The organism is Streptomyces sp. NPDC032161 (assembly GCF_040636995.1).
GTDB lineage: Bacteria > Actinomycetota > Actinomycetes > Streptomycetales > Streptomycetaceae > Streptomyces.
On the sequence record NZ_JBEZVN010000006.1, the window covers coordinates 198,025 to 216,518 of the forward strand.

General features: G+C 71.8%; 14 protein-coding genes. 8 read left to right on the plus strand and 6 right to left on the minus strand.

Annotated features, from left to right (window positions below):
• Positions 1-35: 35 nt before the first annotated feature.
• Positions 36-2,966 (plus strand): HAD-IC family P-type ATPase, encoded by a 2,931-nt coding sequence (locus AB0E67_RS16950; RefSeq protein WP_362027086.1) that lies wholly within the window; start codon positions 36-38, stop codon positions 2,964-2,966.
• Between the two features lie 241 nt (positions 2,967-3,207).
• The gene (locus AB0E67_RS16955; RefSeq protein ID WP_362026919.1) at positions 3,208-3,945 is read left to right on the plus strand and encodes a transglycosylase SLT domain-containing protein; all 738 of its coding nucleotides are present in this window, start codon (positions 3,208-3,210) and stop codon (positions 3,943-3,945) included.
• A gap of 57 nt (positions 3,946-4,002) precedes the next feature.
• Here the strand turns inward: AB0E67_RS16955 and AB0E67_RS16960 are convergent, their stop codons facing one another.
• Positions 4,003-4,239, minus strand: a complete 237-nt coding sequence (locus AB0E67_RS16960) for a hypothetical protein (RefSeq protein ID WP_242434068.1) — start codon at positions 4,237-4,239, stop codon at positions 4,003-4,005.
• Between the two features lie 48 nt (positions 4,240-4,287).
• Positions 4,288-5,838 carry a hypothetical protein gene (locus AB0E67_RS16965; protein WP_362026922.1) on the minus strand — a complete coding sequence of 517 codons (1,551 nt, stop codon included), beginning with the start codon at positions 5,836-5,838 and terminating at the stop codon, positions 4,288-4,290.
• A 397-nt stretch (positions 5,839-6,235) separates the two neighbouring features.
• Between AB0E67_RS16965 and AB0E67_RS16970 the strand changes: the two genes are divergently transcribed.
• Together AB0E67_RS16970 and AB0E67_RS16975 are read left to right on the plus strand one after the other, a co-directional pair.
• Positions 6,236-6,991 (plus strand): hypothetical protein, encoded by a 756-nt coding sequence (locus AB0E67_RS16970; protein ID WP_362026924.1) that lies wholly within the window; start codon positions 6,236-6,238, stop codon positions 6,989-6,991.
• Positions 6,992-7,161: 170 nt separating this feature from the next.
• Entirely contained in the window at positions 7,162-8,094 is a 933-nt protein-coding gene (locus AB0E67_RS16975) for a M23 family metallopeptidase (RefSeq protein ID WP_362026927.1), read from the plus strand.
• Positions 8,095-8,252: 158 nt separating this feature from the next.
• On the opposite strand, the gene AB0E67_RS16980 is transcribed toward AB0E67_RS16975, so the two are convergent.
• Complete coding sequence (locus AB0E67_RS16980; RefSeq protein ID WP_362026930.1) at positions 8,253-9,530, minus strand: M6 family metalloprotease domain-containing protein; 1,278 nt, start codon at positions 9,528-9,530, stop codon at positions 8,253-8,255.
• A 344-nt stretch (positions 9,531-9,874) separates the two neighbouring features.
• Here AB0E67_RS16980 and AB0E67_RS16985 point away from each other — a divergent pair, with 344 nt between their 5' ends.
• Both AB0E67_RS16985 and AB0E67_RS16990 read left to right on the plus strand, forming a co-directional pair.
• Complete coding sequence (locus AB0E67_RS16985; protein ID WP_362026933.1) at positions 9,875-10,537, plus strand: helix-turn-helix domain-containing protein; 663 nt, start codon at positions 9,875-9,877, stop codon at positions 10,535-10,537.
• A 361-nt stretch (positions 10,538-10,898) separates the two neighbouring features.
• A complete protein-coding gene (locus tag AB0E67_RS16990; protein ID WP_362026936.1) occupies positions 10,899-12,554 on the plus strand; it encodes a DHA2 family efflux MFS transporter permease subunit in 1,656 nt (551 codons plus the stop codon).
• A gap of 162 nt (positions 12,555-12,716) precedes the next feature.
• On the opposite strand, the gene AB0E67_RS16995 is transcribed toward AB0E67_RS16990, so the two are convergent.
• A complete protein-coding gene (locus AB0E67_RS16995; protein ID WP_362026938.1) occupies positions 12,717-13,229 on the minus strand; it encodes a MarR family transcriptional regulator in 513 nt (170 codons plus the stop codon).
• Positions 13,230-13,364: 135 nt separating this feature from the next.
• Here AB0E67_RS16995 and AB0E67_RS17000 point away from each other — a divergent pair, with 135 nt between their 5' ends.
• Positions 13,365-14,144, plus strand: a complete 780-nt coding sequence (locus tag AB0E67_RS17000) for a class III extradiol ring-cleavage dioxygenase (protein WP_351520645.1) — start codon at positions 13,365-13,367, stop codon at positions 14,142-14,144.
• A gap of 153 nt (positions 14,145-14,297) precedes the next feature.
• Here the strand turns inward: AB0E67_RS17000 and AB0E67_RS17005 are convergent, their stop codons facing one another.
• A complete protein-coding gene (locus AB0E67_RS17005) occupies positions 14,298-15,530 on the minus strand; it encodes a questin oxidase family protein (protein WP_362026941.1) in 1,233 nt (410 codons plus the stop codon).
• Positions 15,531-16,084: 554 nt separating this feature from the next.
• Here AB0E67_RS17005 and AB0E67_RS17010 point away from each other — a divergent pair.
• Positions 16,085-17,083 carry a sigma-70 family RNA polymerase sigma factor gene (locus AB0E67_RS17010; protein ID WP_351520644.1) on the plus strand — a complete coding sequence of 333 codons (999 nt, stop codon included), beginning with the start codon at positions 16,085-16,087 and terminating at the stop codon, positions 17,081-17,083.
• Between the two features lie 166 nt (positions 17,084-17,249).
• On the opposite strand, the gene AB0E67_RS17015 is transcribed toward AB0E67_RS17010, so the two are convergent.
• Positions 17,250-18,251 (minus strand): YafY family protein, encoded by a 1,002-nt coding sequence (locus AB0E67_RS17015; protein ID WP_362026944.1) that lies wholly within the window; start codon positions 18,249-18,251, stop codon positions 17,250-17,252.
• Between the last annotated feature and the right edge of the window lie 243 nt (positions 18,252-18,494).

Here is an 18,494-nt window from a genome sequence, read left to right on the forward strand (position 1 = left end):
CGTCGGCCTCCCCGGCGCCGGGCGGAGCCGCCGTCATCGGCGCGGGCCTGCGTGAACTGACCTCGCTCCAGGTGCTGCGCACGCTGGGCACCGGCCCCCGCGGGCTGACCGACGGGCACGCCGCCGAGCGCCTGGCCAGGTTCGGCGAGAACACACTGCCCGCCCGGCGGACCGTGTCGTGGCCCGGGCGCTTCCTGCGCAGTCTGCGTGATCCGTTCACGGCGGTGCTGCTCTGCCTCGGCCTGGTGTCCGCGGCCGTCGCGGCCTGGGGCTCCGCCTGTGTGATCACCGTGCTCGTCGTGGTCAGCTGCGTGCTGCGGTCGGCGGGGGAGCACCGCGCCGACCGTTCGATGGCCGGGCTGCGGGACCTGGTGGCGACCACCGCGACGGTCCTGCGCCGCGCGGACGGCGAGGCGGCGCCGGTGGCCCGCGAGATCCCGGTCGACGAGCTGGTGCCGGGGGACGTGGTGCGCCTGGGGCCCGGGGATCTGGTCCCCGCCGACGTACGGCTGCTGCGCGCGAACAACCTGAGTGTGAACCAGGCGGCTCTCACCGGGGAGTCGGCCCCGGTCGTCAAGCACCCCGTCGACGCCCCGAACCGGCCGGGGGACCGACGTACGGGCGGCGCGCTGACGGACAACGTGCCTACGGGGCACGGGCACGAATCGACGCACGACGGACTGACACGGAACGGGCCGGCAGGGGGCGGGGCCGGGCGGAAGGGGCACGGACCGGCGGGGACCGGGCCGACGGGGACCGGGCGGGCGGGCGGCGAGGTGCCGGAAAGCGGTCCCTTCGACGCACCGCAGCTGTGTTTCCAGGGAAGCAGCGTCATGGCGGGCAGCGGCACGGGGGTGGTCGTCGCGACCGGGGCGCACACCCGGTTCGCCGCGGCGCACGACTCCGTGCACCCGCGTGGCCCGAGCGCCTTCGACCGGTCGGTGCACGGGATCTCCTGGATCCTGATCCGGTTCATGCTGTTGACGCCGCCGCTGGTGCTGATGGCGAACGCGGCCCTGCGCGGCCGGGGCCTGGAGACGCTGCCGTTCGCGGTGGCGGTGGCGGTGGGGCTGACGCCGGAGATGCTGCCCGTCATCGTCACCACGTGCCTGGCGCGTGGTGCGTCGCTCCTCGCCCGCGTCCACGGCGTGATCGTCCGAAGGCTGCCCGCGCTGCACGACCTGGGCGCGGTCGACGTGCTGTGCCTGGACAAGACGGGCACGCTGACGCAGGACCGGCCCGTCGTGGTCCGCGCGCTGGACGCCGACGGCCGGGACGACCCCGAGGTGCTGCACTGGGCCGCCGTCAACGCGTGGTGGACGCTTCAGCTCGCCGACCTGCCCGTCCCCGACGCTCTGGACGAGGCGATTCTCGTCGCCGACGACGCCCTGGGCGAGGCGATTCTCGTCGCCCACGATGCCACCGACATCCGCGAAACAGCCGATGCGGCGGATACGGCAGATACGGCCGACGGGGACGACACGTCCGGCCATGACGTGCCCGGTCACGACAGGGCCGACGTACCCGGTCACGGCAGGGGTGCGGCCGTGCCCTTCGACTACGACGGAATCGCGGCGGTGCCCTTCGACCCCGCTCGCCGTCTCTCCACCGCCGTCGTACGCACCCCCGGCCGCCTCGGCGTGCACACCCTCGTCGTCAAGGGCGCCGTCGAGAACGTGCTGGAACGGTGTGCCCTCGACGACGCCGAGCGACAGCGGCTGCTCGCACTCGCCGCCGACCGGGCGGACGACGGGCTGCGACTCCTCGCGGTCGCCACCGCCGAACGTCCCGCGCGGCAGCGGGCGTACACGCCCGCCGACGAACGCGGACTGACGTTCACCGGCTTCGTCGCGCTGCGCGAGGAACTCGTGCCGTCCGCCGCCGGCGCCCTGCGTGTCCTCGCCGACCGCGGCGTCACGGTCAAGGTGCTCACCGGCGACCACCCCGGAACCGTGGCCCGGGCCTGCCGCGATCTGGGCCTCGACCCGGGCGAGGTGTGCACGGCGGACGGCATCGACCGGCTCACGGACCGGGAGCTGGCCGAACTCGCCGACCGGACCACCGTGTTCGCCCGCTGCACCCCCGAGCACAAGGCCCGGATCGTCACCACGCTGCGGGCCGCCGGCCACACCACCGGTTTCCTCGGCGACGGCGTCAACGACCTGCCCGCACTGCACGCCGCCGATGTCGGGATCTGCCCGCGCGATGCCGTCGACGTGGCCCGGGAGAGCGCCGGCGTGGTGCTCGCCGGTCACGGCAAGGATCTGACCGCGATCGACCACGCGATAATGGCGGGCCGGCACAGCAGCGTCACCATCGCGACGTACCTGCGCATCACGCTCTCCTCGAACCTCGGCAACGTCATCGCCATGCTCGCCGCCGGTCTCCTGCTGCCGTTCCTGCCGATGCTCCCGGCCCAGGCCCTCGTCCAGAACCTGTGCTTCGACGCGGCCCAGCTCACCTTCTCCTACGACCGGGTCGCCCCGGCCGCGCTCAGGCGCCCGACCATGCTGCGGCCGCGCGACTTCCTCCGCTTCATCACCGCCTTCGGCGCGCTCAACGCCGTCGCCGACCTGGCCACGTTCGCGGTGCTCGCGCTCGCCCTGCGAGGCCCGGGCGGCACGGACGACGAGGCGCTGTTCCATTCCGGCTGGTTCACGGAGAACCTGCTCACCCAGGCTCTGGTGATGGTGCTCCTGCGGACCGGTCGCCGCACCGCCGAGGCCCCCGGTACCTCCGGGGCCCGTGGTGTCTTCGGCCTACGGGGCATCAGTCCGGTCGGCCGTGCCGCCGCCGCGCTCGCCGTCACCGGTCTGCTGCTGCCGCTCTCCCCGCTCGGTCCGCCCCTGGGCATGACGGCCCTGCCGAGCGTCTACTACCTGCTGCTCGTGGTCGTCCTCGGGCTGTACGCCGTCGCCCTCGCGGTCGCCCGCCGCCGCCACGAGAACCGCGGCGCCCGGGAGTAGAAGTGGTGCCCGGGCGCAGCCGCGGTGCCCGGGCGTGGATGTCGTGCTCGGGCCCGGAGGCGATCCCCGGCGTCAGGCGTGGTGCCGGTGCTTCGGGGAGTCGCGCGGGCTTCGGGGAGCTGCCGGGTTCCGGGAAGTTGCCGTACGTCGTTCGGCCCGTGTCGCCGGACCCTGCGGGTGCGGACGGACTCCGTAGGGTTGTGGTACTCGACGGGTGCACCGGAGGAGGAGGCGGCGGACGATGGCGGATTCCGGGGCGCGTCGGCGGTGGGTCGTGGTGCCGGTGCTCGTACTGGTGGCGTGGCTGCTGGTACGGGGCGGTCACGCGCCCGAGTCGGCCGACGGGCCGCGGGCCTCGCCGCCCGGAGCCTCGCCGTCCGTGGGCGGGCCCACCGGGCCGGCCTCGGCGAAGCCCACCGAGCGGGCCGGGACCACGCCCGAGCCGTCGGCCCCTCCGGGCACCGGACCGGCCGTGCCATCGACCGGGGCCTATGATCCGGCGTCCTGCGCCGCGCAGGTACGGAAGCACGCGGCCCGGGCCGGAATCGAGCCCCGGCTGCTGATGGCGATTCTCTACAACGAGTCGTACAAGCCGCACGATCCGGAGCTGGAACGGGCCTGGCAGCGGTACAAGCCGGACGCCGCCTTCGGCATCGCGAACATGCACCGTGCCGCCTTCGACGAAACGCGACGGCGGCACGGTCTCGCGGGTCGCCGGTGGGAGGAACTGCCCGACGACCGCGACTTGGCGATCGAGGCCGCCGCCTGGCACCTGCACGACCTGGCGGCGATGTTGCCCGGACAGCGCTCGGTGCCGTACACGACGGACGAGCTGCTGGCCCTCGGCTACAACACCGGCTCCGGCAACATGCTGGCGTTCGCCCGTGGCGCGCGTCCGGGCAGCCAGGCGCAGTCCTATCTGGACCGGCTGCACGCCAACTGGGACAAGGCAGGGAAGGCCGTCTCCGGTCGGCCATAGGGTCTACGGTCGGCCGGAGGCCAGCGGACTTGCCCGCTGCGAGGCGTCGACGGGGTGTCAGGGGCTGGCGCGGTCGAAGCCGTACCTCAGAGGCTCGCTCCGCACCCGGAGGTCGCGGCGGTAGACGTAGAGCGCCTCCACCTGTATGTCGCCCGGTGGCGCGTCCAGTTGGCACGGGTACGTCACCTGGAGCACCCCGGGGCGGTCGGTGACCCGCATCCGCAGTCCGTCGGCGGGGCCGCCGTCGAGAACCGCGTATTCCCAGCCGGTCATGTCGTTCGTATCCGCTGTCATGGTTTAACTATTGCGCAACCCTTTAAGTTTTTGGGAGTGGGTGAGGGGTCACCAGTCGCCACCCCCGAAGTCGCCTCCGAAGTCGCCCCCGCCTCCGAAGTTGCTTCCGAAGTCGCCCCCGCTCCCGAAGCCGCTTCCTGCGTCGAGGCCGCTTCCCTTGTCGAAACCGCCTCCGAAATCAGCGGAGTCGAAGTCGGCGCCGGTGAACTCGCCGCCCCCGGGCGCGGCGCCGGACGGCGGGGTGTCGGCGAACGCGGCGGGCGCGCCGAGTGCCGAACCCAGCATCGTGCCCACGAGCAGCCCGCCCACGGCGCCCGCGGCCACGCCGAAGTAGCCACCGGCCCAGGGGGAGTACGCGGGACCGGCGTTCCAGTAGGGCTGCGGACCCTCGGCGGTGTTGACCTGACGGATCATCGGTTCCTGCCCGGACGCGAGGAGTTCGGCGTCGACGCGGCACGCGGGCACGTCGCGGGGCGTGCCGCCCGGCGGGGTCCACGGCACGTCTTCGGCCGAAGGGCCGTGACGGGGGTCGAAGAAGCAGGGGACGCGGCGCTCGGGCAGCGGTGTGCCGTTGCGGCGGGCGGTCAGGGTGGCGAGTGCGAACCGCCCTTCCGTCAGTGTCTCGGTCACGGCCCGGACGTCCCGTGGCGCGGAGGCGGCCGCCATCAGTTCCTTGGCCCGGTCGTACGCGTCCAGGGCGCGGGCGTAGTCCTGCCGCATCGCGTCGTCGGCTCCCGGTTCGGAGGGGCGGAAGTCGAGCCGGTCCAGTTCCTCGCCGAACGCGGTGATGTCCTCGTCGACGACCACGCGCAGGGCGTCCAGTTCGGCGCGCTCGCGCTTCCTCCGGGACCGGCGGTACCAGGCGTAGCCCCCGCCGCCGGCCAGTGCGACCGCGCCGACGGCCAGCAGCGGCCCCGCCCCGCCGCCGCCCTCGTCGACCCCGGACCGGTCCCAGGTGTCCGGCGCCCGGCCCGCGGCCTGGGCGGTGGCCCGGTCCACGAACGCGGTCAGCATCCCGGCGGGGTCCCCGGAACGGGAGCGCTTGACGGCGCCGGTCAGATTGCCGACCGCGTCGCGCGACATCACGGAGGAGTCCGCCTTCGCGTCGAAGCCGTCGCCCAGGCGTACCGCGTACACGCCGGCGACGCCGACCAGGGTGCGCAGGTCCCGCATCAGGGTCCGGGGCGGGAACTCGGCCGCTTCGGGCAGCACGGCGACGAACACCGGCCTGTCCGCGTCCTCGATCTTCTTCGCGAGTTCCTCGGCGTCGGCCTCGGAGAGCTTGTCCCGGGCGCGGGGATCGACGTACACGGGACTCTTCCGCAGGGCCTCGGCCACGGTGCCGAGCCCGGTGTCCGCGGCGTGCGCGGGCGCGGGGGTGACGGCGAGCAGGGCGCAGACCGCCAGGGCCAGGGCCAGAGCCAGAGCCAGGGGGAGAGGCTGGGGCGAAGTCCGTGCCGGGGGCGGATTCGGGGTCGGGCGCAGGGGTGGTGGCAGGGCTCTGGCCGCCGGGACGGTGGGTACGGCCGGGACGGCGTGCGCGGTCTCGGCGGTCGGGGCGGAACCGGGCCGTGGTGGCGTCCGGCGGGCGACAGGCATGCGAGTTCCTCCTCGTGCGACGGGTCGCGGCTGCGGCGGCTCCCTGCTGCGGCGGCTCCCTCGCCAACGATTGCTCAGTTGCGTAATCTAGCAAGTCAGATGAGGTCGAGGTCGCCGAGCGGCCGGATGGCTCCGGTGGTGGCGGGGAGACGCTTTAGAAATTGCGCAATCCGGGAATCATTGGGGAGGGTCGAGGGGTGCGAGGACGCCTGGGCCGAGGCCGAAGCCGCGCGGATCTGTCGGAGCCGCATCACTGTTGATCCGCGGCCGTGGGCGTGGTCGGTGGGCTGTGCCTGTGGCCCGTGACTTCGGCCCGTGGCCTCGACCTGTGACCCGTGGCGTGACCTGTGATCTGTGACCCGTGGCCTGTGTGGACTTCACCTATCGAGGAAGACTCGTGGACCATTCGGATTTCCTGCGCGCAGAGGACCTGCCCGCATTCGAACGCATCCTGGACCGTGCGCTGGGCTCGCCCGTGATCCAGGAGGGGCGGCGCCGCAACCCGGGGTCGCCCAACAACGAACAGCTGCGCACCCGGGCACTCGGCGCGCGCACCGCGATCGCGGCTTCGGCCGCCGCCGAGTACCGCGCCTATCGTCAACTCCTCGACGACTCGGGCGAAGTGGCGAAAGCGCGTGGTGCCGCACGGCGCGAGTCCGGCGCCGGTACGGCCGCCAGGGGCAGTGCGCTGCACGCGGTGGCCGTGCTGGTGCCGGGGCTGTCCGCCACGGCCGCCGTCGTGTTCGGGGTGATCGGCTTCGGTTTCCGGGCCGTCGACAGCCACTCGCACCTCGCGGAGGTGATGCTCGGCGCCGGGGCGGTCGCGGCCGGGGTCGCGGTGGTGACGGTGCTGGCCGGTCTCGTCGGACTGCTCGTGGTGGCGGCGCGCAATCGCTCGACGAAGCCCGACGGGGACGCCGAGGTCGACCGTGCGCGTGAGGCGTGGCGGGGGGCGTTGCTCGAACGAGGGGTGCTGCCCTTCCTCGTCGACGCGATCCGCCCTCCGTCCCCCGAGGCGATCCGCCCTCCGTCCCCCGACGCCGTCGACATCCCGGGGGACGGGGATTCCTCGGGCTCGCCGGCCTCGATGGCGGCCCCATCCCCTCGTCGGCCCGCCGTGCCCCCTTGCGCGAGGACGCCTCACGATGTGTAAAGTAATGGTCAACGGAGGGTAAAGTAAGTAAACGGGGATGTAGGAGGCGTCGCGCGGGGGCCGGACATGTCGGCCTGTCGTTCCGTGCGGCCGACTGACGGGAACGGACCACCCCGCGAACGGACCACGAGCGGGGGCGCGTGTTGTCGAAGGCATCGAGGACGTCGAGGGTGCTGACGAGGCTCTGGACATGGCACGGACCGGTCTTCGGCGTGGGAGCACTGTGCGTCCTGGTGAACCGTCAGGGCCTTGGTCTCCTCTGGTACATCGGCGTCGCGCTGCTCGTCGCCGGTGGGCTGATGCGCTGGACCCTGGGGCGCAGCCAGCGCCCGCGCAGGGAGCGGCCCGCGGTGTCGGTCGGGGTGCCGGTGGCCGGTCGCTGGATGGTGCTGAACGGGCCCGCCACGAAGGTCCCCAGCCATGTGCACAGCCATGCGCAGACGTATGCCGTCGATCTGAAGCACGATCCGCCCGCCTCGCGGGACGGGGCGGAGGCGCCGTCGCCGCCTGCGTTCAACTGGCTCGTGCCGTTCGGTCGGAGACCCCGGCGTTACCCCTCCTTCGGGGCGCCGGTGCTGGCCGTGGCCGACGGCGTGGTCGTCACGACCGTGAGCGGACAGCGCGACCACCTGTCCCGGACGTCGCTGCCCGGCTTCCTCTACCTCTACCTGGAAGGGTTCGTCCGCACCCTGGGCCGGCCCCGCCATCTCCTGGGGAACCACGTGGTGATGGACCTCGGCGGCGGCGTGTACGCGGTCCACGCCCATCTGCGGCGCGGCTCCCTGCGGGTGGCGACGGGGGACAGGGTGACGGCCGGTCAGGAGATCGCCGAGTGCGGGAACTCCGGCAACTCCTCCGAGCCGCATCTGCACTTCCAGCTGATGGACGGCCCCGACATCATGACCGCGCACGGGCTGCCGTTCGCATGGCGCTATCTCGACGACGACGGCACGCGACGGACGGGCATACCCGAGGACTTCGCGCATGTCGTCGCCGACCGGGACGAGGCGGGAGCGGACGAGGCGGGTACGGGTGAGGCGGGCATGGGTGTGCCTGGAACGGACGAGGCGGGAACAGGGGCGCAGTCGCAGCCCCGCCCGTAGCCGCACACCAGCCCTGCCCGTACCGATGCCCGCAAGCGTGCCTGTACCGCGGTCCTGCCCGTACCCCTACCGGTGCAAGCACCCGCGCGCGTACGCCTACCGGCTCTCGTAACCCGTCCGGTTCTCTTGACCGGACGGACGCCCGTACCCGCAGCCGTTCACGGACGGCTTATCCGGACCCGGTAGCTTCCCTCGTCGTTCTTCTCGACCACGGATATGCGTATGCCGGTCGCCCGGTCGGTGAAGGTCTGGCCGGGGCGGAAGGCGGCGTCGGAGAGTTCGGCGTGGACGTTGGGCACCCGGGTGCAGCCGCCGCTCTTCTTGGTGCTGTCCACGACCGACACCGGGCCCTGCCCGGTGTCGACATTGGAGCTCACCCTGTAGATCAGCACACCGGGACGGCAGACCTCCTCGTCGTTGCCCGCCTTGGTGCGTACCTCCACCGCGTATCCGGACTCGGCGCTCGACGGCACGAACGCCAGCTTCGTGCCGCCCCGGGTGGCCAGCGGTTCGAGCACGTGGTCGCTGGTGCCGGACCCGGCGGCGCAGTCGATCTGGCTGTTGTCCAGCCAGCCGAGCTTCCACTTGTGCCAGCCCAACAGGTCGTTGTCGGCCCCCCAGTCCTCGGACATGATGTCCCAGTGCCCGACCGCGCCACCGCCCTCCATCGTGTAGAGGTCGGGGAGGCCGAAGACATGGCCGTTCTCGTGCGGCAGGACGCGGAACCCGGTCCGTTTGTACGAACCCGAGCCGTCGTCCTGGCGGCTGTAGATGAAGGACGTGTTGGCGAGCGGGACGCCGTCCGCGTGCGGGGCGTTGGCATTGCCGGCGAAGGTCACGGACAGGACCGTTTCGAGTGCGGGGGGACCGGCGTTCGGCGTGACCAGGACGTTGACCAGGTCGTACGCGCTGAAGTCCACCTTCGGGTCGGCTGCGGCGACGATGTCCTGGACGAGGTGGCGGTAGCCCGGCTCGTACGGTGCTCCCCGGTCTATTCCGTACTCGGAGAAGGGCAGCGGCATCCGCAGCCAGGACTTCACGGGGGCGTCGGGGACGTAGGTGAGCCGCCCGTACGAGGCGGTCCGGAACCAGGCGACGGTCTGCGGGAAGAACTCCGCGAACCGGTCCATCGCCGGTTCGGTGCCCCGCGCGTCAGGAAAGTCGATCATCAGGTTGAGGGCGCGGACCTTGCCCGTGGAACGGGCGTACCCCTCCGGAGTGGGCATGCCCTCCGACATCTGCACCCCCATGGTCGCCGGTATCCGGCACGCGGCTGTGCCCGCTGTCCGGGGCTCGGCCACCGGTCCGGCCGAGGCCGGGCTGGGTATCGGAAGGCTGCTGCTGGCCGAGGCGACTGCGGCGATGACCAGGGCCGTTGCCGAGGTGAGCGCGATCGGGCCGCGATGCCCGCGTATCCGGTGGCGGGGATGTTCCATAGAGGCGCCTCGGGGTCCGCGGCAGTCGGCCGGATCCGACTGCGCTCTTCGATCAGCCTGTGGCGGGAGTCACGGCATCGCTCGCTGGGTGCGCCGATCGGCTGGTTTTCCGGCTTGGAGGTGTGCTTCGGGTCACATCGTGCTGAGGAAATAAGTGGGGGCTGTTTCCCCGTTTGAAGCTGTGCCCTGCTGAAACGGGGAGATGTTCCCCGGTTTTCCGGTCGTCCCCGGCGTTCCGGTTCCCCGGTTGCGAAAGATCGCAGGGCGAGGAAGCCGTGGAGCCGGGAACCACGGGGTCCAGGAAGAAGCTAAGGACGAGCACGAGGAAAGGAAGGACAGCCGTCGTGGAGACCGTCGCCTGTGCCGCGAGCGGAGCGGTGCGGCCCCGGACGAACCGTCCGCGGGCCGACGCGTTGCGCAACCGGGAGCGGATCGTGACGGCCGCGCGCGAGATGTTCGTCGAGTTCGGGCCCGATGTGCCGCTCGACGAGGTCGCTCGGCGCGCCGGTGTCGGCAACGCCACGCTCTACCGGAACTTCCCCGACCGGGCCGCGCTCATCCACGAGGTCGTGCTCGCGGTCACCTCCCGTACCACCGACCGTGCGGAGGAGGCGGCGGCCGAGGAGGCCGACTCCTTCGACGCGCTCAGCCGCTTCGTGCACGCGGCGGCCGATGAACGCATCGGGGCACTGTGCCCGATGCTCTCGGGCGGCTTCGACAAGGACCACCCGGAACTGCTCGCCGAGCGTCGGCGCCTCGAAGAGGCCGTCGAGGGGCTCGTGACGCGCGCCATGTCCGCCGGGCGCCTGCGCACCGACATCGCCGTCGGTGACATTCTGGTCGCCCTCTCCCAGCTCACCCGGCCGTTGCCCGGCACCGGCTGTCTGGCCATCGACCGTTTCACCCACCGGCATCTGCAACTGTTCCTGGACGGCCTGGAGGCCCCGGCCCGGACCCGGCTGCCCGGAACGCCCGCGACCTTGGAGGATCTGAGGCGCCGGGCGTGACGTCCGCGCCGGGCCGCTGAGGGGGCGGGCCCCTGAGCGTGCCGGGGGCGCCGGGCGAGGAGCCCGTCAGGCCCCGACGGCCGCAGCCGCATCGTGGGCCGCCCCGCCCATCACCCGCCCCGCCCATCACCCGCCCCGACCGCCACGTCCCTCCCGTAACCGTCCCGACCGCTCTCCACCCGACCGTTCCCGTCCCAAGCCCGCAACCGATTTCGTCGGCGGTCCCGTCGACCTCCGTCCCGCTCACCGACCGCTCGGCGGTCTCCCGGGGCGACTGCGCGCGCCCACGTGCGCGTTCGCACAGGTTTCCCGATACGTCATACGCCCTCAGTACGTCATACGCCCTCAGGTGGATACACCCATGCCAAAAACAGTGGACACCCCCATGCCGGAAGCGCAGGGAGCGCCAGAAGCATCAGGAGCGCCAGAAGCATCAGGAGTGCCGGAAGCGCCGGGAGTACCTGACGCGCCTGCAGCACCGAAGACGCCGAAAGCGGCGGGCGGCCGGCTCCCGGACCCCAGTCGCTGGAAGGCGCTGGCCTTCATCGCCCTCGCGCAGCTGATGGTCGTGCTCGATGCCACGATCGTGAACATCGCGCTGCCGCACGCCCAGACGGCCCTGGGGATCTCCGACGCCAACAAGCAGTGGGTCATCACGGCCTACGCACTCGCGTTCGGCGGGCTGCTGCTCTTCGGAGGCCGTATCGCCGACCTCTGGGGTCGCAAGCGGACCTTCGTCGTCGGTCTCATCGGCTTCGCGCTGGCCTCCGCGCTCGGCGGCGCGGCGCAGAACCAGGGCATGCTCTTCGGGTCCCGCGCGCTCCAGGGCGTCTTCGGCGCGCTGCTGGCCCCGGCGGCCCTCTCGCTGCTCGCCGTGATGTTCACCGATGCCAGGGAACGTGCCAGGGCGTTCGGCATCTACGGCGCGATCGCGGGTGGCGGCGGCGCCGTCGGCCTGCTCCTCGGCGGCTTCCTGACCCAGGCGTTGAACTGGCGCTGGACCTTCTACGTCAACATCCCGTTCGCGGTGGTCGCCGCGGCGGGCGCGTACTTCGTGATCCGTGAGCCGTCCGGCGGCCGCAACCGCTCGCCGCTCGACATACCGGGTGTCGTCCTGTCCGCGCTGGGCCTGGTGTCGCTGGTGTACGGATTCACCCGGGCCGAGTCCGCCGGTTGGTCGGACGCGCTGACCATCGGCGCGTTCGTCGCGTCCGGTGTGCTGCTCCTGGCGTTCGTCGTGACCGAGTCCCGGGTCGGATCGCCGCTGCTGCCGCTGCGCGTCGTGCTGGACCGTAACCGCGGCGGCGTCTACCTCTCGCTGGGGCTGGCCGTCATCGCGATGTTCGGGCTGTTCCTCTTCCTCACGTACTACCTCCAGGTCGTGAAGGGCTACTCGCCGATCAGGACGGGCTTCGCCTTCCTCCCGATGGTCGCGGGCATGATCACCGGTTCCACGCAGATCGGCGCCCGGCTGATGACCCGGGTCCCCGCGCGGCTGCTCATGGGCCCCGGCTTCCTGACCGCCGCCGTCGGCATGCTGCTGCTGACGCGCCTGGAGATCGGTTCCTCGTACGCCGGGCTCATCCTGCCCGCGCAGCTCCTGCTCGGTCTGGGCATGGGCACGGCGTTCATGCCTGCCATGTCGCTGGCCACGCACGGGGTCCGGCCGAGGGACGCGGGTATGGCGTCCGCGATGGTCAACACCTCGCAGCAGGTGGGTGGTGCGATCGGCACCGCGCTGCTGAACACCGTCGCCGCGTCGGCCGCGACCGCGTACGCCGCCTCGCACGCCGCGCTCGGCGCCACCGACCCGAAGCTGCTCGAGCTCCAGGCCATGGTGCACGGCTTCACGGGTGCCATCTGGTGGGCAGTCGGCATTCTGGCGGTCGCCTTCGTGATCGCGGTGTCCCTCGTCGACGCCGGTCGCCCCGACCTGAACGCGGCGGGCGGACCGTCCGCTCGGGGTGGCGCCGACAAGGCCGGGGACGAGGCCGGGATCCCGGTCGTCGCCCACTGACGCGTGGTCGGCCCAAGCTGTGGCTCTGCCCCGGTTCCGCACGGTGGAACCGGGGCAGAGCCGCGCCACGGGTCGGCTGCCCGCCGAACCGCTCGACGAACCGGTCAACGAACCACTCGACGAACCGGTCACGAACCACTCGACGACCGCTCGACGAACCGCTCAACGCAGCCAGGGCAGATCCGCGTCCGTGTCCTCCGGCTGCAGTCCGGTGGCGATGACCTGCATGATCTCGCCGAGCGAGCGCACCTGCTCGGGCGTGAGCCGGTCGAACATCGCCTGCCGTACGGCACTGACATGGCCCGGCGCGGACCGGTTGAGCATCTCGTACCCCTGGTCGGTGAGAACCGCGTTCTGGCCGCGCTTGTCGGACGGACAGTCCTCGCGGCGCACCCAGCCGCTCTTCTCCAGCCGCGCGACGGCGTGCGAGAGCCGAGAACGGGTGATCTTGGCGTCCTTGGCGAGTTGGGTCATCCGCTTCCGGCGGCGCGGCGCCTGGGAGAGCTGGACGAGCAGGCCGTAATAGATGTGCGGCATGCCGGCGTCCCGCTGCAACTGGCGGTCGAGATGGTCTTCAAGAAGGGTGGTGGCGTGGAGATACGCACGCCACGTTCTCTGCTCGTCGTCCGAGAGCCAGCGCGGTTCGCCGGGGTGTGCCGTGGTCATGGACTCCACTGTAGACCTTTTCTTGAAAGTTTAACTAGATAGAGCTAAGGTCTCAAGAAGTAGGAGCTTGAAGATTAAAGAACTCTTCCTTCTCAAAGAGACTTCTAGAAGACATACCTTGAGCAGCAGCGGATGGGGAGTGCCATGACTGTCACCGCGGAGCGGATGCCCGCCCTCTACCTCTCTCACGGTGCGCCACCGCTGGCCGACGACCCGGTCTGGCCCGGCGAGCTGGCCGCCTGGTCCGCCGGGCTGCCCCGGCCCCGCGCGATCCTGATGGTCTCCGCGCACTGGGAGGAGGCGCCGCTCGCCCTCGGCGCGACGGAGACGATCCCGCTCGTCTACGACTTCTGGGGCTTCCCGGAGCACTACTACCGGGTGCGGTACGCCGCTCCGGGCGCGCCGGAGCTGGCGGAGGACGTGCGCAAGCTGTTGCGGCGCGCCGGTACGCCGGTCCAGGACATGCCCGATCGCGGGCTCGACCACGGCGCGTACGTACCGCTGGTGGAGATGTTCCCGGACGCCGACATCCCCGTGCTCCAGATCTCCCTGCCGACGCTGGATCCGCGCAAGCTCATGGACATCGGGCGCAGGCTGGCGCCCCTGCGTGACCAGGGCGTCCTGATCGTCGGCAGCGGCTTCTTCACCCACAACCTCGCCGCGCTGCGCCATGCGGGCGGTGTCCCCGGCTGGTCGGCGGAGTTCGACGACTGGGGAGACCGGGCGCTCAGGGCGCAGGACGTCGATGCGCTGCTGGACTTCGAGCACAAGTCCCCGGCCGGGCAGCTGGCGCACCCGCGCACGGAGCACTTCGCGCCCCTCTTCGTGACGCTCGGCGCCGCGGAGGGTGAGCTCGACCGGGGCCGCAGTGTCATCGACGGGTTCTGGATGGGGCTCGCGAAGCGCTCGGTGCAGTTCGGCTGAGGCCGTGGAACCCCGGGTCTCATAGCCCTCATAGGGCTCGCGGGGCCCGCGAGTCTCGTGGGACTCATAGGGCTCACGGGTCTCGCGGCGCTCGTGGGTGTCATCCGGATCGCCGCGTCGGGTGCGTCAGGTGTGTCACGTACGTCAGGTGTGTCAGAGGGCCGGTGGGATCAGTTCGACCGCGCTGAGCGCGGCGCGCAGCGCCGTGGCGTCACCCACGTCCAGCGCGGTGTCGGCGAACTTGATGGCGTGATCGTCGCCGTGCGCCGCCGCCCGCGCGAATACTTCCTCGGCTGACGGGAGCGAGGACAAGGGTGAGGGCGAGGGCGAGGACAGGGACGAGAACTCGGGGGCGGACGGGTCCGGGCCTCGGGTCGGGGCCGGTTCGGCCGGGACGTACGCGGCGGTGACGGCGGCGCTCGCCGCCCAGGCGGCCTCCAGGCTCGGCTCCCACAGTGCGCGGGGGAGCGCGGGCAGGGTGCGCAGCACGGCGTTGGGTGCGGTCGCGGCGTGCACGAGCATGATCGGCTCGCCGTATCCGTACGCGGCATAGCGGTGGGTCGCGGCCCGCACCAGCTCCTCCAGGCGGGCCCGCGCCTCGTCCGGGTCGCCGGCCGGACGGGGCGGCCACACCGGGAAGCCGGTGAGCCGTGCGAGCCGGTCCCGGATGCCGCCGCTCTGGTCGGACACCGGAGGCACCGCGTCCAGCGCCGCCGCGGCGCTCGGCTCGGGCGCCAGCGGGGTCAGTGCGGGCAGTGGCTGGTGGCGTGCGGCCCAGTAGCCGAGGCCGTGGGCCAGCTCCGTGACCCGGGGCGCGCTCGCCTCACCGCCGAGCAGGGTGCGTACGGCGTGACCGACCCGGATCACCGGGTGGGTGGCACCCGCCGCGATCCCGGGCAGCAGCCGCGGCCACCACTCGGCCAGCACCTCCCGCCAGGGGCGTTCGGCCGCCTCCCGCTCGAAGTGCACCGTCCAGTCCGCGATCCGTCGCGGGTCGCCCAGGGCCTCGCGCCAGTTCTCCGCCGTGATCCGCGACGCGGTGTCCGGCATGTCTTCCAGCTTGTGCCGATAGTGATCGAGCCATCGGTGCACGGCCGGTGCCCGGCCGTGCCGGACCAGCGCCTCGACGGCCATCGGGGCGTGATTGCTCAGCCAGCCGTCGCGCTCCGGGCCCGACGCGTGAAGCCGCTCCAGCGCCTCGTCGAGCGTGCCGGTGGTGTCGTCGCGGTGGCCGTCACGGGTGCCATGGGCGTCGTGACCGTCGGCCTGCGTGCCGTGGCCGTGGTGATCGTCGTGGTCGAGCGCGCGCGTGGTGTCGTCGGAGGCCGTGGCTGTGGCCGTGGTCCCGCCGGGGCCCCTGGATTCCTCGCTCCTCGTATCGCTCATACGGCAGCACGCTAGGTCCGGGCCGGATGGTGCGTAACCGGCCACAGACGTAATCCGGACCCGGCCCGGGCCCTAGGACCGGGGACCCAGCCGCTTCTCGTGCCCGGCGCCGCTTCTCGTACCCGGCCGCTTCCCGGTACGTCGCTTCCCGGTACGTCGCATCCCGGAACCGGGTCCGATGATCCGGAACCAGCCGACAATGCGGACATCCTGAGCAACCAGGAGACGGTGCGGGCCGTCTTTCGGACGGGAACGAAAACGCGACAGCCGCTGTTCGAGTGTGAAGGGGTCCGTAATCGAATGTGACGGCGGTCTCACATGCCTCATGGCTGCGGATGTCCGCAAGTGTCGCCAGATCGCCTTCGATACCCGGCCTGACCTGCACTTCTTTTTGATCGTCCGGCACGCTCGTCCCCTTCGCGGCGAGACAGGGTACTGCATGATCCCGAAATTGAATGCCGGGCATGGGAATTCTGTCCTGATTCCAGTCGTTGTTTCCATCGGATGCAGGGCACCCGAGAGGGTGTCGCGACCTACTCAGCAAGGGAGCTCGCATGGCAACCCGTGCCGTCGCCCGTCGTTCGTCCTCCACCGGTGGGACCAACCGGGCAAGCAGTGTTCGCGCGGCGGGTGGAGAGATCGCCGATCGCGACCTGGTCGGCATGTACCTGGACGAGATCGCGCGTACGCCGCTGCTCGACGCCGCCAGGGAGGTCGAGCTGTCCCAGGCCGTCGAGGCCGGTGTCTATGCCCGGCAGATACTCGACGGCGAGGTGGAGAGCGAAGCCGGCGGGGCCACGCGCGAGGAGCTGGAGGCGCTGGTCGCCGAGGGCGAGCGGGCCAAGGACGTATTCATCCGTTCCAACCTCCGCCTGGTGGTCGCTGTCGCCCGTCGCTATCCGCGGGCCGGGCTGCCCCTGCTCGACCTGATCCAGGAAGGGAACGCGGGCCTCGTGCGCGCGGTCGAGAAGTTCGACTACGCCAAGGGCTTCAAGTTCTCCACGTACGCGACGTGGTGGATCCGCCAGGCCATCACCCGTTCCATAGCCGACCAGTCCCGCACGATCCGGCTCCCCGTCCACCTGGTGGAGGAGCTCGGACGGATCCGCCGTGTGCAGCGCGAGTTCAACCGCGAGCACGGGCGCGAGCCGGAGCACACGGAGATAGCCGCCGAGCTGGACTCCACGCCGGAGCGCGTGAGCGACGTCCTGGACTGGGCCCGCGACCCCGTCAGCCTCAACATGTCCGTGGACGACGAGGGCGAGACGCAGTTCGGTGATCTGCTGGAGGACACCTCCGCGGTGTCGCCCGAGCAGTCGGTCATGACGCTGCTGCGCAGCGAGGAGCTGGACGACCTGATCGGCAAGCTCGACCACCGCACCGCGTCCATCATCCGCATGCGGTACGGCATCGAGGACGGCCGTGAGCGGACCCTCACCGAGGTGGGCAAGCAGCATGGCCTGACCCGCGAGCGGATCCGTCAGATCGAGAAGCACGCGCTGCTCGAACTGAAGCGAATGGCCCGCGACACGGGTTTTGACGCCGCGGCGTGAGGGTTTGTCCAGTAACCTCCGAAACGGGTCGCCTCGCGTGACCCCCGGTCGTCGCCTCGCGCGACGCCCCGGTCTCCGCCTCGCATGAGGTCGTGAGGACCTGAGCGTCGCTCCGCGCGGCGCCCCCGAGCTGAGTCCCGGCGCCCACCCCCCCTGGCGCCGGGGCTCATTCCTTTGTGTCGACCGGCCCGGCGGCGGGCCCTGACGTGGCGCGCGTGGCGCGGTTCAGCCGGGCGCTCAGGTCGCTCAGGTGCGTTACCAGCGCCGCAGGCTCATGAACGGCGAACTCGCAGTCCACCAGGGCCAGTCGGAGGGCCACCCACTCCAACGAGTCCGTCAGTGTCGCCCGCAGCCGACAGCCGTTCCCGCCGGTCGGTTCCAACGGGCGGAACGAGGACGGCAGCCGGGCCGCCACGAACTCCGCCGGGGCCGCGAAGCTCACCTCGACCGTCAGCTCGGGCTGCCGCCGGGTGATGGAGCCGCTGAGGAACTCCGCCGCGTCCCCCGTCGGCAGCTCGCGCGGGGTGAACCGGGCCCCGGTCGCGAACGGCTCGCTGACCCGGTCGACCCGGAACGTACGCCAGTCCGCGCGCCCCAGGTCGTACGCGACGAGATACCAGCGCCACCCCGCGCTCACCAGCCGGTACGGCTCGGCCTCGCGCCGCGTCTCGGCGCCGTCGCCCGCGCGGTAGGCGAACCGCAGCCGCTCCCGCCCGGTGACCGCCGACGCCATCACCGTCAACGTGCGCGGATCGATCGTCGAGCCGTCGCCCCGGGTCAGCGGCACCGTGGCGTTCTGCAGGGTCGAGACCCGGTGCCGCAGCCGCGACGGCAGCACCTGTTCCAGCTTCGCCAGCGCCCGTACGGACGCCTCGTCGACTCCCTCGATGGCGTGCCCGGCCCCCGCCCGCAGCCCCACCGCGATGGCCACGGCCTCCTCGTCGTCGAGCAGCAGCGGCGGCATGGCGGTGCCCGCGACCAGGCGGTATCCGCCGATCGAACCGCGCGTGGCCTCGACCGGATAGCCGAGTTCGCGAAGGCGGTCGATGTCGCGCCGGATGGTGCGGGGGCTGACGGCGAGCCGCTCGGCGAGTTCGCTGCCCGGCCACTCGCGGGGCGTCTGGAGGAGCGACAGCAGATTCAGCAGTCGTGCCGGAGTGCTGGTCATGGGCTCACTCTCGTGTCGGATTCGGTCCGGTGCGGTCGGTCACCCGATCAGGGTGCCCACACATTGGGTCATGAACTGACCTAATGGACATCTAGCTTCTTCCCATGCCTTCTTCCGCAACACCGCCGACCCCGGCGTCCGGTTCCCCGGGCGCTCCGGCATCCGCGGCCTCGGCCGCTCCGGATTCGCCCAGTGCCCCGGTCGCACCGGCCGCGCCGAGTGCCCCGGCCGCGTCGGACCGGC